At 68.1% G+C, this 14,649-nt stretch carries 15 protein-coding genes and 1 pseudogene; 9 read left to right on the top strand and 7 right to left on the bottom strand.

The window, feature by feature from the left end; all coding sequences use genetic code 11:
- The first annotated feature begins 37 nt into the window (after positions 1 to 37).
- Both D7X55_RS22190 and D7X55_RS22185 read left to right on the top strand, forming a co-directional pair.
- Positions 38 to 1,747, top strand: a complete 1,710-nt coding sequence (locus D7X55_RS22190) for a CapA family protein (RefSeq protein WP_121724114.1) — start codon at positions 38 to 40, stop codon at positions 1,745 to 1,747.
- Between the two features lie 213 nt (positions 1,748 to 1,960).
- Positions 1,961 to 3,235 (top strand): MFS transporter, encoded by a 1,275-nt coding sequence (locus D7X55_RS22185; protein WP_121724113.1) that lies wholly within the window; start codon positions 1,961 to 1,963, stop codon positions 3,233 to 3,235.
- A gap of 12 nt (positions 3,236 to 3,247) precedes the next feature.
- On the opposite strand, the gene D7X55_RS22180 is transcribed toward D7X55_RS22185, so the two are convergent.
- The gene (locus D7X55_RS22180; RefSeq protein WP_120548143.1) at positions 3,248 to 3,580 is read right to left on the bottom strand and encodes a helix-turn-helix transcriptional regulator; all 333 of its coding nucleotides are present in this window, start codon (positions 3,578 to 3,580) and stop codon (positions 3,248 to 3,250) included.
- A gap of 56 nt (positions 3,581 to 3,636) precedes the next feature.
- On the opposite strand from D7X55_RS22180, the gene D7X55_RS22175 reads away from it, so the two are divergent.
- From D7X55_RS22175 to D7X55_RS22155, 5 genes are all read left to right on the top strand, one after another.
- The gene (locus tag D7X55_RS22175) at positions 3,637 to 4,074 is read left to right on the top strand and encodes an SRPBCC domain-containing protein (protein ID WP_120548144.1); all 438 of its coding nucleotides are present in this window, start codon (positions 3,637 to 3,639) and stop codon (positions 4,072 to 4,074) included.
- Positions 4,075 to 4,144: 70 nt separating this feature from the next.
- The gene (locus D7X55_RS22170; RefSeq protein ID WP_120548145.1) at positions 4,145 to 5,164 is read left to right on the top strand and encodes an alpha/beta fold hydrolase; all 1,020 of its coding nucleotides are present in this window, start codon (positions 4,145 to 4,147) and stop codon (positions 5,162 to 5,164) included.
- 11 nt (positions 5,165 to 5,175) lie between these two features.
- Entirely contained in the window at positions 5,176 to 6,033 is an 858-nt protein-coding gene (locus D7X55_RS22165) for a helix-turn-helix domain-containing protein (protein WP_120548146.1), read from the top strand.
- Between the two features lie 65 nt (positions 6,034 to 6,098).
- The gene (locus D7X55_RS22160) at positions 6,099 to 6,506 is read left to right on the top strand and encodes a VOC family protein (RefSeq protein WP_120548147.1); all 408 of its coding nucleotides are present in this window, start codon (positions 6,099 to 6,101) and stop codon (positions 6,504 to 6,506) included.
- A 39-nt stretch (positions 6,507 to 6,545) separates the two neighbouring features.
- Positions 6,546 to 8,339 (top strand): alkaline phosphatase D family protein, encoded by a 1,794-nt coding sequence (locus D7X55_RS22155; RefSeq protein WP_121724112.1) that lies wholly within the window; start codon positions 6,546 to 6,548, stop codon positions 8,337 to 8,339.
- 3 nt (positions 8,340 to 8,342) lie between these two features.
- Here the strand turns inward: D7X55_RS22155 and D7X55_RS22150 are convergent, their stop codons facing one another.
- Positions 8,343 to 9,068, bottom strand: coding sequence for a double-CXXCG motif protein (locus D7X55_RS22150; protein ID WP_121724111.1), 726 nt, complete (start codon positions 9,066 to 9,068; stop codon positions 8,343 to 8,345).
- A gap of 26 nt (positions 9,069 to 9,094) precedes the next feature.
- On the bottom strand, positions 9,095 to 9,745 hold the full coding sequence (locus D7X55_RS22145; RefSeq protein ID WP_120548150.1) for a TIGR02269 family lipoprotein: 651 nt from the start codon (positions 9,743 to 9,745) through the stop codon (positions 9,095 to 9,097).
- 103 nt (positions 9,746 to 9,848) lie between these two features.
- Here D7X55_RS22145 and D7X55_RS22140 point away from each other — a divergent pair, with 103 nt between their 5' ends.
- Complete coding sequence (locus D7X55_RS22140) at positions 9,849 to 10,445, top strand: plasmid pRiA4b ORF-3 family protein (protein ID WP_120548151.1); 597 nt, start codon at positions 9,849 to 9,851, stop codon at positions 10,443 to 10,445.
- An 8-nt stretch (positions 10,446 to 10,453) separates the two neighbouring features.
- Here the strand turns inward: D7X55_RS22140 and D7X55_RS22135 are convergent, their stop codons facing one another.
- Both D7X55_RS22135 and D7X55_RS22130 read right to left on the bottom strand, forming a co-directional pair.
- On the bottom strand, positions 10,454 to 11,182 hold the full coding sequence (locus D7X55_RS22135) for a double-CXXCG motif protein (RefSeq protein WP_233609993.1): 729 nt from the start codon (positions 11,180 to 11,182) through the stop codon (positions 10,454 to 10,456).
- Positions 11,183 to 11,209: 27 nt separating this feature from the next.
- Positions 11,210 to 11,854, bottom strand: a complete 645-nt coding sequence (locus D7X55_RS22130) for a TIGR02269 family lipoprotein (protein ID WP_121724110.1) — start codon at positions 11,852 to 11,854, stop codon at positions 11,210 to 11,212.
- 32 nt (positions 11,855 to 11,886) lie between these two features.
- Here D7X55_RS22130 and D7X55_RS22125 point away from each other — a divergent pair, with 32 nt between their 5' ends.
- On the top strand, positions 11,887 to 12,567 hold the full coding sequence (locus D7X55_RS22125; protein ID WP_120548154.1) for a hypothetical protein: 681 nt from the start codon (positions 11,887 to 11,889) through the stop codon (positions 12,565 to 12,567).
- Here D7X55_RS22125 and D7X55_RS22120 read toward each other — a convergent pair.
- Both D7X55_RS22120 and thrA read right to left on the bottom strand, forming a co-directional pair.
- Complete coding sequence (locus tag D7X55_RS22120; RefSeq protein WP_120548155.1) at positions 12,550 to 12,762, bottom strand: hypothetical protein; 213 nt, start codon at positions 12,760 to 12,762, stop codon at positions 12,550 to 12,552. The genes D7X55_RS22125 and D7X55_RS22120 overlap by 18 nt on opposite strands.
- A gap of 6 nt (positions 12,763 to 12,768) precedes the next feature.
- Positions 12,769 to 14,598 (bottom strand): annotated as a pseudogene (gene thrA / locus D7X55_RS22115) (bifunctional aspartate kinase/homoserine dehydrogenase I); the annotation flags it as partial.
- Positions 14,599 to 14,649 lie beyond the last annotated feature (51 nt).

The following is a 14,649-nucleotide window of genomic DNA, read 5'->3' as shown; positions in this document are numbered from 1 at the left end:
CCCCTGTCCCCGCCGCATCCCGTAAGATGCGCGGGCCATGGCCCCCCCGTCCGTCCTGCTGATGCTGGCGCTCGCCGCGCCCGTCCCCAACTTCTCCACAGCCCAGTCCTCCAGCACCGCGCGCCTCACCGACGCGGGCATGGCCTCCGTGCGCTCCGTCATCCGGGACGCGGGCGCCGGACGGCTGGAGGCCGCGGGCCTCGCGTCGGTGAAGCGGGCCATGGATGACTCCGGCACGTCCGCCGCCATGCGGATGCCCGCGGGCATGGCCCAGGCACCCGCGACGGACACGGTGCCCGCCACGGGCGCGGCGCAAAGCCAGACGGAATCCCTCTCCGAAGCCGGCCGCGTCGCCGTGGAGGCGAGCCTCGCCGCCCTGCGCGCCGCCGCCCTCGCGATGCACGGCGCCGCCGCCGCGTCCGGCCTCGCCGCCGTGGGCAACCCGGACGAGCACTACGCCCGGGGCGTCGCCGCCCTCCAGTCCAAGGACTCGCGCACCGCCATCACGGAGCTGTCCGCGTGCGTGCAGGCCGCGCCGTCCCGCGCCGACTGCCGCTGGGAGCTGGGCTGGGCCTACTCCGTCGAGGGCCGCTGGGCGGACTCCCTCACGCAGTGGACGCAGGTGCGCGCGCTCAATCCCAATCAGCCGGACCTGGAGGGCGCGCTCACGCAGGCCCGCAACCAGGCCGCGCTCCAGGCGAAGCTCGCGCAGCCCGTGGACAGCACGCCCCGCCCTCCCCCGCCGCCGGGCGCGAAGCTGCGCATCCGCGCCGCCGGTGACCTGATGCTCGGCACCACCGTGCCGGAGGGCTACCTGCCCCCCGAGGGCGGCGGCAGCGTCATCGCGGCCGTGCGCCCCCTGCTGGAGGACGCGGACCTCACCTTCGTGAACCTGGAGGGCCCGCTCTGCGACACCGGCAAGACCACCAAGTGCCGCTCGCCCGCGAACTGCTACGCGTTCCGCTCCCCCACGTCCTTCGGTGACTCCCTGAAAGAGGCCGGCGTGGACGTGGTCTCCACCGCGAACAACCACTCCGGTGACTTCGGCGAGGAGTGCCGCCGCGCCACCGAGTCCACCCTGGACGCGCTGGGCATCGCCTGGAGCGGCCCGCCGGGCAGCGTGGCCACCGTGGAGCGCAACGGGCTGAAGATTGGCCTCGTGGCCTTCCACACGTCCGCGGGCTGCAACCACCTGAACAACCTGCCCACCGCCACCGCGCTGGTGAAGCAGACCGCCGCCACGCACGACATCGTCATCGTCTCCTTCCACGGCGGCGCGGAGGGCGGCAAGGCCCTGCACGTCCCGCAGGGCAAGGAGATGTTCTTCGGCGAGGACCGCGGCGACCTGCGCGTCTTCACCCACGCGGTGGTGGACGCGGGCGCGCACCTGGTGCTCGGCCACGGCCCGCACGTCGCGCGCGCCATGGAGTTCTACCAGGGCCGCCTCATCGCCTACTCCATGGGCAACTTCGCCACCTACGGCCGCTTCAACCTCAAGGGTCCGCAGGGCCTGGGCATGATCCTGGAAGTGGAGCTGGACGCGAACGGCCGCTTCTCCAACGGCCGCATCCTCCCCACGAAGCAGGTGGGCGAAGGCATCACCTGGCCGGACCCGGACGCCAACGTCGTCTCGCTGGTGCGCAAGCTCACCACCGAGGACTTCCCTGAAACGGGCGCCCGCATCGCCGACGACGGCCGCCTCTCTCCGCGCAAGTCACCCGTCACGGCCTCCAGCACCGCGCCGTAGCGCCGAGCCTTCACGACAACGCCGCACCCGCACCCACGGAAGACACACCTCCGTGGGTGTTTTGCATTGCACGCATCGCGCGCCACCGTCAGGGAATGCGCGCTTCGTTGAAGCCGGGCTGCTGCCTGTCCTGCCGTGCGCTTCATTGCGCCTCCAAGCGTGCCGCGCCGTGCAAGGCATGAGTTCGCGGCGTGCGCTAAGACAGCGCTCGACGTGCCTGCCCATCGACTCCCACGACTGACTTCGCTGCGCCCCTTCGAATACCCCGGCTATTTCGCCGTGTGGGTGGGCGCGCTCATCTCCAACATCGGCACCTGGATGGAGACGGTGGCGATGGGCGTGTACGTCACGCAGACCACCGGCAAGGCCGAGTGGACGGGCGCCATCGTCGCGCTGTCCTTCCTGCCCGCGGTGGTGCTGGCGCCGGTGGGTGGCGCGCTGGCGGATCGCTTCGATAGGCGCGCGTACGCGGGGCTGGGCACGCTGCTGCAGGCGGCGCTCGCGGCCGTGCTGATGGTGCTGGCGTTCCGCGGGCAGCTGTCGGTGCCCGTCATCGGCGTCATCTCGTTCCTCAATGGCTGCGTGAGCACGCTCACCTATCCGGCCTTCTCCGCGCTGCTCGCGGAGCTGGTGCCGCCGGAAGACCTGCACCTGTCCACCAGCCTCAACTCGGCGCAGTTCAACCTGGGCCGCATCATGGGCCCCACGCTGGCCGCGGTGGTGTTGCAGGCGGGCGGGCCCGCGTGGGCGCTGCTCGCGAACACGCTGTCCTTCTTCGCGGTGCTGGTGGCGCTGTGGCGCGTGGTGCCGCCGGCGCGGGACGCGAACGCCAGGCGCGAACCGCTCTGGGACGGCATCCGGCGCGGCATCACCGTGGCGCGCGACGACGAGGACATCTCGCTGGTGCTGGTGGCCACCTTCTTCGTGGCCGCGCTGGTGGCGCCCTTCATCGGCCTGGTGCCGGTGTTCGCCATCCGCGAGCTGGGCCAGGGCGCGGCGGCCACGTCGCTGCTGGTGACATGCCAGGGCGCGGGCGCGGTGACGGCGGCGCTGTGCGTGGGCACGCTCGCGGAGCTCTTCGGACAGCGCAAGCTGCGCGGCTACGCGGCGACGACCATCGCGGTGCTGTCCGGCGTGTACTGGCTGGCGCCCACGCTCCAGGTGGCGGCGGTGTGCATCTTCTTCCTCGGCGCCAACTACCTCGTCCTGATGAGCAGCCTGAGCGCGTCCTGCCAGAACCGCGTGCCGCGTGAGCTTCAGGCGCGCATGGGCAGCCTCTACAGCATGGTGCTGGGCGCGGGCTATTCGCTGGGCGTCTGGTTCCAGGGCGCGCTGGCGGACCGCATGCAGCTGCGCTTCGTGACCATCGCGAGCAGTGCCATCTTCCTCGCGCTGGTGCTCACCACGCGCCTGCTCAAGCCCGCGCGCTTCGAGAACGAGCTCTTGCCCCAGGCGGACGTCCAGCCGTTCTCCGACAGCGCGCACTGACGCGCGTCCGCGTCAGTCCTCCTCCTCCAGGTCCCGCTTCAGCTTCGTCAGCAGCTTTACTGCGCCCGTCGCGTAGGAGCTGATCCACCTTGAGTGGATGTGCTGGATGGGCGCCGCGTTGAGGTAGTTCCACCGCGTCCGCCCCTCCTTGCGCGACAGCACCAGCTCCGCCTTCTCCAGCACCTTCAGGTGCTGCATCACGGTGCAGCGGTCCAGCGTCGCCTCGAAGTGTTCGCACAGCTCCCCGGTGGTGCGGGGCGCGTCCTTCAACAGGTCCAGGATGGCCCTCCGGCGCGAGTCCGCCAGCGCCTTGAAGATGAGGTCGTCCGGGTCACTGCTTGACATGTTATATTTCTATAACCTATTTGCGGGCAGGACCAGTTCACTGCAAGGGGTGCCGCATGGAGCCGAAGTTCCAGGTGCAGTTGAAGATCCGCAAGCCGGTGGCGCAGGTGTTCGAGGCGGTGGTGAACCCCGCGAAGCTGAGCGGCTACTTCGTGAAGACGAGCAGCGGTCCGCTGGCGACGGGCGCGACGGTGAAGTGGAGCTTCGCGGAGGCGCCGGGAGAGTTCGACGTCATCACGCGCGAGGTGGTCCCCAATGAGCGCATCGTCCTCGAGTGGCCCGCGGACCGCGGCGCCCTCACGCGCGTGGAGATGACCTTCGTGCCCCTGGACGCGGGCAACACGATGGTGAAGGTGAGCGAGTCCGGGTGGAAGCCGGATGAGAAGGGCTTCGAGCTGTCCTACGGCAACGCGGGCGGCTGGATGCACATGATGCTCTGCCTCAAGGGCTACCTGGAGTTCGGCATCAACCTTCGGGAGGGCGGGGCCGTCTGAAATCCGCGACGCGGGGGGAATGTCGCGGACAGACTGCCGTTCCCTCGCGTCCCGTTCCCGGAGGAGCCCCATGCCGTCCGTCCGCGTCCCCGCCCTGCTCCTGTCCGCCCTGCTGCTCTCCGCGCCCGCCGCGAACGCGCAGGAGTCCAGGCGCGCCCCGGAGGCGCTGGGCCTGGGCATGGAGGGCTACCCCTACCCTGCCCCCGTGCAGTTCCTGTCCGTGAAGCTGGAGGGCCAGGACCTGCGCATGGCGTACATGGACGTGAAGCCCACGGGCAACGCCAACGGGCGCACGGTGGTGCTGCTGCACGGCAAGAACTTCTTCGGCGCGTACTGGAAGGACACCATCCGCGTGCTCACCGGCGCGGGCTACCGCGTGGTGGTGCCGGATCAGATCGGCTTCGGCAAGTCGTCCAAGCCGGCCATCGCGTACAGCTTCCACACGCTGGCGTCGCTGACGCGGCAGGTGCTGGAGGAGGTAGGCGTGAAGCAGGCCGCGGTGGTGGGTCACAGCATGGGCGGCATGCTCGCGACGCGCTTCGCGCTGATGTACCCGGAGGTGACGACGCAGCTGGTGCTGGAAAACCCCATTGGCCTGGAGGACTACCGCGAGTCCGTCCCCTGGAAGTCCACCGAGGACCTCTACCAGGAGAACCTGAAGGCCACCGAGGAAGGGCTGCGCAAGTACCAGCGCGGCTACTACGTGAAGTGGAAGCCCGAGTACGACGAATACGTCCAGGTCCTCTACCGCCAGACGCTCAGCGGTGAGTACCCGCGCCTGGCCTGGGTGTCCGCCGCCACGCAGACGATGATCTACGAGCAGCCCGTGGTGCACGAGTTTCCGCGGGTGAAGGTCCCCACGCTGGTGGTGATTGGCCAGGAGGACCGCACGGTGGTGGGCAAGGGCAGCGTGCCGCCCGCGCTGTTGCCCAAGCTGGGGCAGTACCCGGCGCTGGGGAAGAAGACCGCCGCGGCCATCCCGGGCGCCACGCTGGTGGAGCTCCCGAACGTGGGCCACATCCCCCACTTCGAGTCGCCGGAGAAGTGGCACTCGGCGCTGCTGGGCTTCCTGAACAAGGTTTCGAAGTAGTCTTCCGCGGCATGCATCGCATCCGCGTGGTGCGCCACGCGTCCGGGCGGGGCGGTTGGGAGATGGCGCTGGCCACGCCGCCGCCGGCGCTGACGCCGCTCATCCGGGACTACTGCGGCTTTCGCGAGGCCATGCCGCAGCCCATGCGCCGGCAGGAGCTGCCCGGCGTGCAGGTGGTGCTCATCCTGGAGTTCGGTCCGCTCTTGAAGCACCTGGACGACGCGGGCCGGGTGACGCGGCACCGCTCCGGCTTCGTCGCGGGCCTGGACGAGCGCTGGAGCACCACCGAGCACAACGGCGAGTCCCACGGGCTCCAGGTGAACCTCACGCCGCTGGGGGCCCGGCGCCTCTTCGGCTTGCCCATGCATGAGCTGTCCCACCGGGTGACGGGCCTGGAGGACCTGTGGGGCGGCGAGGCTCGGCGGCTGGTGGAGGCGCTGGCGGAGGCTCGGGACTGGGCGGCCCGGTTCGCGTTGGCGGACGCGTTCCTCTTGAGGCGCGCGGGGCGGGGGCCGGCGGTGGATGCGGGCGTTCAGTGGGCGGTGGAGCGCATTCACCAGACGGGAGGCCAGGTGGACATCGCCACGCTGGCGAGCGAGCTGGGCCACAGCCACAAGCACCTCATCCACCAGTTCCATGAGCAGGTGGGGTTGCCTCCGCGCAGGCTCGCGCGCCTGTTGCGCTTCGACCGGGCGGTGGAGCGCATCAAGTCCGGAGGCCCGGTGCGCTGGGCGGAGCTGGCGGTGGAGCTGGGCTATTTCGACCAGGCGCACCTGAACCGGGACTTCCGCCAGTTCACCGGCGGGCCGCCGTCCGCCCTCCTGCGCAGGGCGCTGCCGGACTCGGGCGGGTTCGAATCTGGCGCGTAGGTAAAATCCGTCCAAGAAAGGGCGCGGGCGGATGGGCAGGATGCGTGGTGAAAGGAAGCCACACCATGTCCCTGCCCAGCCTCTATCCCTTCGTCCACTACGCCGACCCCGAGTCCGCCCTGCGCTTCCTGAAGCAGGCCTTTGGCTGTGAAGAGCGGGTCGTCTACCGCAAGCCTGACGGTGCCATCGCCCATGTCGAGCTGACGCTGGGCCACGGGCTGGTGATGTTCGGTGGCGCGGAGGGCGGCCGGCTGAAGATGGCCGCGTCGAAGGACGTGCCCCTGAAGAACCAGGGCATCTACGTGGTGGTGACGGACCCGGATGCGCTGTACGCGCGGGCGAAGGCGGCGGGCGCGGTCATCGCGATGGAGCTGCACGACACGGACTACGGCTCGCGGGACTTCAGCGCGCTGGACCCCGAGGGGAACGTCTGGAGCTTCGGCACGTATCAGCCGTTCGCGTCGAAGCCCTGACGCGTCGACGGCGGGGAGCGTCCATGCAAGGCTTTCCCCATGAAGCTCTTGCTGGGACCCATCCTGTACGCCCGGGCGCAGGCGACGCCGGACCCGAAGTCCCACGACGTGTGGAGCTTCTTCGTCAACGTGTTCCTGGACAGCACGTCGGCGAAGAAGCCTCCGGCGTTGAGGCTGTGTTTCCGGGACGCGAAGGGCAAGCGGGTCGCCGCGTTCGACGAGGTGAAGGCCGCGGCGGACCTCACCGCGCTGCCCAAGGACACGCGGGGCGTGGTGTGGCGCTGGGAGGTCGTCCTGCCGCGCACGGACGTGGCCCAGCGGCTGTCCTATCACTTCGAATCGCCAGACGCGCCCGGCAAGCCGGTGACCTTCGAGCGTCCACCGCCGCGAGACGACCGGCCGTGGTCCACGAAGGTGATTCCGCCGGAGCCGCTGGTGGTGTCCGACGTGGTGGTGCCCGCGAAGGGCGTGTCGCCGAACATCGCGTTCTTCTCCTGCAACGGCGCCAGCCGTGCGAGTGATTGGAGCAAGCTGACGCAGCCCTTCGCGCTCTGGGAGCGGATGCTGCAACAGCATCAGCGGGACCCGGCGGATCCGGCGAAGACGCCGGGGTTCCAGCTGCTGCTTGGGGGTGGGGATCAGCTCTACGCGGACTCGTTGCACAACACGTTGGATGTGTTGAACGCGTTCATGAAGCTGCCCCATTCGGAGCGGCTGGTGTTGCCGGTGCCGGACGGGCTGTCGGAGAGGCTGTTCGCGGAATACGTCTGGCTCTACCGGGAGCGGTGGGGCGGGAGCCAGGGCATCGCGCCGATGCTGCGGCGGGTGCCGGGTCTCTTCATGTGGGACGACCACGACATCTTCGACGGGTGGGGATCGCACGAAGAGCTCCAGCAGGCGCCCTGGTACCGGGCCCTCTACAGCGCGGCGGCTCGGGCGTTCGAGGCCTTCCAGCGAGGCTGGCTGGAGCAGCCGACGACGGCGCGAGAGCCGGACGACCGGGGCGTGGTGAAGCCCGCGCGGCACTACTTCCAGACGTTCTGTTTCTCCACGGCGGACTGCGACCTGGACGTGGTGTTGCTGGACTTGAGGAGCGGCCGGACCAGCCGGGTGCTGGACACGGGAGACTCGCATCCGCAGACCGAGTTCACGGTGATGAGCCGTTCGCAGTGGGACGCCTTCGACGCCTGGCGCGAGGAGCACCGTCAGCGGCCGGAGAGCGGGAAGAAGGCACGGCACGTGCTGGTGGTGTCGTCCGTGCCGCTGGTGCATCTGCGCTTCGGCCCGGCGATGGAAAGGATGAGCGGGGGAGGCATCGACCTGCGAGACGACCTGTTGGACCAGTGGGAGTCGTCGGGGCACCGGGGCGAGCGGACGCGGTTGTTGATGAACCTGTTCTCGCTGGCGAAGAAGTCCTACTGCGCGGTGACGGTGTTGTCGGGGGACGTGCACGTGGGGGCGAGGGCGCGAGTGCGTTCACGCAACCCGGACCACCTGGTGCCCGCGCTGGGCACGGTGGGAGAGGTGTTCATCGAGCAGGCGACGTCCTCGCCCATCGTGCATCCGCCGCCGGGATGGCTGTCCTTCAAGGGGATGCTGGCGTTGTCGGAGGATTCCATCGAGGACCTGCCGGGGTTCCTGCGGACGGAGCTGTTGCCGGTGGGCAAGGAGCTGTACCTGCGGGACCGCAACTGGCTGTCCATCCGGCTGGAGCGGCCGAAGCACCGGGACACGACCGCGCGCCCGAAGCTGTGGGTGAAGTGGATCGCGGAGAAGGAGAACCTGCCCATGGAGGTGGTGGTGGAGCCACCGCCCTTCCCCACCGTGGGCTGAGGTTCAGCGGACCGGGAGCTCACGGAAGGAGATGCCGGTCCAACCCCCCTGCTCCACCGCGTCCTTGAAGCGGTCCGTGCCGATGAGGACGGTGCCGTAGTCGCCCAGGCGGAAGAGGTCGATGTCCGTGGGCAGGGAGGCCGCGTCGAGGATGAGGTCCTCCGGGAGACGAAGGCCCACGCGCCCGCAGGTGGCGCAGGGTGGCTCCAGGTCGGGTGGCAGGCAGTCACGGTGCATCCGGCCGCGCAGTTCGAGCTGAAGTTCAACGACGTCCGGAGGGGTCTTCTGACGGAAGCGCAGCTCCGTCTTGCACCCGAGAAGGCCTCGGATGCCCGCGGCCTGGAGGTTGTCGAAGGCGTCTCGGCGCACGAGGATCCAGCATCTTTCCAGCCCCGAGAAGGGAGCGAACTGCCCCCATGCACGGCCTTCCAACGGGCCGAAGCTCGTTCCGGGAGCAAGCTCGGAGCCCGGGGGCGCCAGTGGGCGTACCAGCTCCCGGAGACGTGCGAACTCATGGAAGGGTTCGGGCCGGGGTTCTTCGAACTCGCCTCGTTCGGGAAGGTCCGACAGGTCTACGGCGGGGTAGTGATCCCCCCAGGTGGACCAGGTGACGCCACATCCCGGGCAATCCTTGATGCCAGGCAGGCCCCACTTCGGTGCAGCATCAAAGTCCCCCTTGAAGAAGTTCCAGACTGCTTTGTCGGTGCGCATCCTGAAAAAGCGCGTCATGGCCTTCCGATCCTCACGATGAAGGGTCAGTTGTACTGCTGGATGGGACCGCCCAGAAGCTGGAAGCGATAGATGAGTTCCCCAGCGTGCCGGAAGATCTCTTGTGGTGAAGCACCTCGGTTGTCTGTGCTGAATTCACGCCACGCCTCATTCCACAGGCCACCCTTGGGCCCTCCGCTATGGATACGCCGGTGGACATGCACGGGGATGGGGATCGTGTACTGGTGGATGTCGACACCTCGATCCTTGAACCACCGGGCCAGGTCTGGGGCCTGCGGGAAGATGTGGTGCTTTTCGAACTTGCCCGCCGGCAGTTGCCTCTGAGGAGGCACGGGCTTGGGGCTCCCGTACCAGGGGAATACCATCACGGGCTCCACATCACCCGGTAGGCCCATGCTGCCGCCCCAGTTGCGCCGGGGCCCGCTTCCTGGCGCGGGAGACACGGCCACGGGTGGCGGCCGGGGCGGCAGTCCCCGGGCCAGCACCACCTCCCCGGGCACGTCCTCGCACCGGAAGAAGCCGCAGGCCGTGTCCCCGCACACCAGGGTCACACAAGCATCACTGCTCGCATCGCCGCACTCGGCTTCGGCGTCATCCCACCGCTGCTGGAGCGGCGTGCTGGACGCGCATGCAGCCATCCACAGCAACAGCATGCCGGACGTCAGGCTTTTCCTCATGGCCGGAAAGCCTAATTGACCGTGTCATTCTCAACGCGTCCCATTCCCTGCGCATTGGGACGATTTCTCGTTGAGGGCTGAGGTGACAAAGAGTCCTTCACGCATGGCCATCCGAAAGAAAACGGCTGTCAAAGCATCAATCCATGTGTTGCACGTCGAGTTGGCCGATATCTCGCCTGCGATCTGGCGAGAGCTTCACGTTCGAAGTGACACGCCGCTCTCGAAGCTGCACAACATCCTGCAAGCAGCCTTTGGCTGGACCCACAGCCACATGCACATGTTCGAGGACATCTCACGGCAACAGTACGGACAGCTGATTGACGGAGATGCCGATGACTTCAGCGCTGGTGGCCCACCCCTCTTGGACGAGCGCAAGTACACCGTCGCGGACATCGGCCCGCGGGCTCGTAGCGTCTTTGGCTATATCTACGACTTCGGTGACGACTGGGTGCACCGCATCCGGGTCAAGAAGGTGCAGCCTCCCGAGGTCGGCAAGCGCTACCCCACATGCACCGCCGGAGCACGCGCTGCTCCACCCGACGACTGCGGTGGTGTCCCTGGTTATGAAGACCTGCTTGAGGCGCTTCGAGATCCGGAGCACGAGGAGCACGAAGAATTGTTGGAGTGGGTCGGAGGTTCCTTCAACCCCGAGGCGTTTGACCTGAAGGCCACGGACAAGGCGGTCCGCGCCGTCAAGTGACTGGATCCTCAGGAGCGGACCGGGAGCTCACGGAAGGAGATGCCGGTCCAACCCCCCTGCTCCACCGCGTCCTTGAAGCGGTCCGTGCCGATGAGCAGCGTGCTGAAGTTGCCCGCGCGGAACAGGTCGGTGTCCGTGGGGAGTGAGGCCCCGTCGAGGATGGGGTCATCCGGAAGACGCACCCCCAGCCGTCCGCAGGTGGCGCAGGGCGGTTCCATGTCGGGGGGCAAGCAGTCCCGATGGAGCTGGCCGCGTGGTTCGATCTGGAGCTCGAGGAGTTCTGGAGGCGTCTTTTGACGGAACCGCAGCTCGGTCTTGCAGCCGAGGAGCCCACGCACGCCCGCAGCCTGGAGGCTGTCGAAGGCGTCACGACGTACGAGGATCCAGCAGCTTTCGAGCCCTGAGAAGGGAGCGAACCGGCCTGTCGCGGTACCCACCAATGGACCGAAGGAAGTACCGGGTGGAAGCCGTGAACCTGGAGGCACCAGGGGACGGACCAGTTCCCGAAGACGGGTGAGTTCGTCAAAGGGTTCGGGCCGCGCTTCTTCGAACTCTCCTCGTTCTGGGAGGTTCGACAGATCTACAGCGGGGTATTGGTGTCCCCACCCGCCCCAGGTTGCGCCGCAACCCGGGCAGTCCTTGATGCCAGGCAGCTTCCATTTGTGCGTGGCATTGTAATCGGCGCTGTAGAGCGCCTGAGCCGCCTTGTCGTTTCGGAGCTCGAAGTAACAGGTCACGGGAGTCGGTCCTCGCATGCGCGAGGGTCAGTTGTACTTCTCGATGGGGCCACCCAGAAGCTGGAAGCGGTAGATGAGCTCCCCGGCGTGCTTGAAGATCTCTGGGGCTTTGGCTCCTTCGTTCTTGCTCTGGAACTCGCGCCACGCTTCATTCCATAAGCCACCTCTGGACCCACCACCGTGGATGCGTCGGTGAACGTGCACGGGGATGGGGATTGTGTACTGGTGGATGTCGATCCCTTTGAACTTGAACCACTCAGCAAGGTCCTGCGCCTGCGGGAAGATGTGGTGCTTTTCGAACTTGCCCGCCGGCAGTTGCCTCTGAGGAGGCACGGGCTTGGGGTTCCCATACCAGGGGAACACCATCACCGGTTCCGCATCACCCGGCAGGCCCATGCTGCCGCCCCAGTTGCGCCGGGGTCCGCTTCCGGGCGCGGGAGCCACGGCCACGGGTGGTGGCCGGGGTGGCAGTCCGCGCGCCAGCACCACCTCCCCGGGCACGTCCTCGCACCGGAAGAAGCCGCACGCCGTGTCCCCGCACACGAGGGTCACACAGGCGTCGCTGCTCGCATCTCCGCACTCGGCTTCGGCTTCATCCCAGCGCTGCTGGAGCGGCGTGCTGGATGCGCATGCTGCCATCCACAGCGCCAGGAACATCAGCATCTTTCGCATGGCGGGAAAATCTACTCATATCTGGCGTCCCTATGACCAACGTCAGACTTGAAGATCTGGGCAACGCAACGACCCTCGGCTCCCTTCGCGAATCCCGATGGTCAGGGGAACTCCGTGCCTTCGAGGGATTCGATCCCTGCATCATCCGGAGCATCGACACAGACGTGGATGTCCCTGGATGCATCAAAACGGGTGACGGTCCCTACGTCATCCAGATCAACGGCTCGCTCAAGACGAAGGACCACCTCCATCTCTGGACCGAGGACTACTTTCCCGGGCTGATCATCGTCCGAGGAGATCTTCACGCCCGAACGCTGTCGTTCGGCAACGGAGCCCGGATCTTCGTCGAGGGCTCCGTTCTCGTGGAGGACTGCCTCTTCGGGCAGTACGGGGACCACAACGCGGTCCTCAGCGCCACGGGGGAACTTCAGGCGCGGGCCGTCTTCCTCGCGCACGGCGCCCGTGTCTACGCGGACAGAGGCGTGCGCGCCCTGGTCTACGCGCCGCGGGGAAGCTGGGAGTCTCTGACGCCTGACATCGAGAACGAAGGCATCGGGGATGGCGTTGCGTCCTTCGACCCCTCGGTGCTCGACCGCTACGGCGATCTCCACTTCCGTCAGGCCGAGGAATCCGCGCGTGCGGGGAAGCCCCTGTTCCTTCCCGGCGTGGAAGAGCGCTTTCCCCAGCGACTGTCCTCACGAAAGACAGACTGAACTCCAACCGCCCTGCTCCACCGCGTCCTTGAAGCGGTCCGTGCCGATGATCATGGTGCTGAAGTTGTCCCGCGGAGCCAGAAGAAGCCGCCCGCACACCAGGGTCACACAGGCATCGCTGCTTGCGTCACCGCACTCCGCTTCGGCTTCATCCCAGCGCTGCTGGAGCGGCGTGCTGGACGCGCACGCCGCCATCCACACTCAGGGCAGCGGCCCCTCCACCAATCGCAACACATCCGCGAGCACTCCCGCTGCAGTCACCGCGGCCCCCGCTCCGTAACCCCGAATCACCAACGGCGTCGGGCTGTACCGCTCCGACAGGAAGCTCAGCGCGTTCTCGCCTCCCTTCACCGCCGCCAGCGGATGCTCCAGCGGCACCGGCACCAGGCCCACGCTCACACCCTCCGGGCCCACGCTGCCCACGTAGCGCAGCACCTTGCCTTCCTTCCGGTGCGCGTCCACCCGCTTCTGGAAGACCTCATCCGCCTGCGGCAGCCGCGCCAGGAACTCCGGCAGCGGGCCCTTCGCGTCGAACTCCTCCGGCAACAGCGACGCCAGCGCCACCTCCTCCAGCTCCAACGAACGCCCCAACTCCCGCGCGAGGATGAGCACCTTGCGCGCCACGTCCGTGCCCTCCAGGTCGTCTCGCGGGTCCGGCTCCGTGAAGCCCTTCTCCATCGCCGTGCCCACCGCCCTCGACAGCGGCACACCGGCCTCCGTCAGCCCCAGGATGAACGACAGCGAACCCGACAGGATGCCCTCCACCCGGTGCACCGTGTCTCCCGTGCGCAGCAGGTTCTTCAATGTGTCGATGACCGGCAGCCCCGCCCCCACGTTCGTCTCGTAGAGGAACTTGCGCTGGTGACGCACCGCCGTCTCCCGCAGCGCCCTCCAGTGCTCCTGCCGCCCCGCGTTGGCCTTCTTGTTCGCCGTCACCACATGCAGCCCGGACGCCATCAGCGCCGGATAACCCAACGCCACGTCCTCGCTGCTCGTGCAGTCCACGAAGATGGGCCGGCCCGGACGCCTCGCCTTCGCCCACGCCCGGAACGTGTCCAGCGTGAAGCCAGACTCGCTCGCCTCCAGCCGCGCCTTCCAGCCATCCAGCGCCACGCCCTCCGGCGCCACCAGGCTGTGTCTGCTGTTGGCAATGGCACACACCCGCAAATCCAGCCCATGCGCCCGCAGCTTCGGCGCCTGTTGATGGATCTGCCGCAGCAGCTCCCCGCCCACCGTGCCCACGCCCGCCACCAGCAGCTCCACCACCTCCGTGGTGCCAAAGGCCTTGCGGTGCACGTGCGCCATCGCTCGCGGGCCGTCCTCGCGTGCAATCACCGCGGAGATGCTGCGCTCGCTCGACCCCTGCGCGATGGCCGCGATGCTGCAATCCACGTCCGCCAGCGCGCTGAAGAACGTCCCCGCCACGCCCACCCGGTGCCGCATCCCGTCTCCCACGATGCTCAACACCGCGAGCCCCGGCTGGTGCTCGATGGGGTCCACCTTCCCCGCTTCACGCTCCACCTCGAACGCATCCTCCAGCGCCAGCACCGCCCTCGCCGCCTCGGACTCGCCCACGCAGAAGCTGATGGAGGACTCACTGGAGCCCTGCGTGATCAGCACCACGGAGATGGACGCCCGCGCCATCGCCTCGAAGACGCGTGCGGCCGTGCCCGGCACTCCCTTCAACCCCGCACCCGCGATGTTGATGAGCGCGATGTCCGGCAGGAACGACAACCCCCGCACCGGATGCCGCGACGCCGGCGCCGTGGCCGTCACCCGCGTGCCCGGATGCTCCGGCCGGAAGCTGTTGCACACCCGCACCGGGATGCCCCGCTCCCTCGCGGGGGCGATCGTCTTCGGATGCAGCACCTTCGCGCCGAAGTAGGCCAGCTCCATCGCCTCCTCGAAGCTGACTTCTTCCAGCGCGAACGCCTCCGGCACCAGCCGGGGGTCCGCGCTGAAGATGCCGTCCACGTCCGTCCAGATCTCCAACAGCCGCGCATCCAGCGCCGCCGCCGCCAGCGCCGCCGAGTAGTCCGACCCTGTCCCTTATACACATCTCCGAGCCCACGAGACCGGAGC

It is taken from the genome of Corallococcus sp. AB049A (genome assembly GCF_003668885.1).
GTDB classification, from domain to species: Bacteria; Myxococcota; Myxococcia; order Myxococcales; family Myxococcaceae; genus Corallococcus; species Corallococcus interemptor.
The sequence above is the reverse complement of the archived record's forward strand: the minus strand, read 5'-3'. Positions and strand labels throughout refer to the sequence as shown.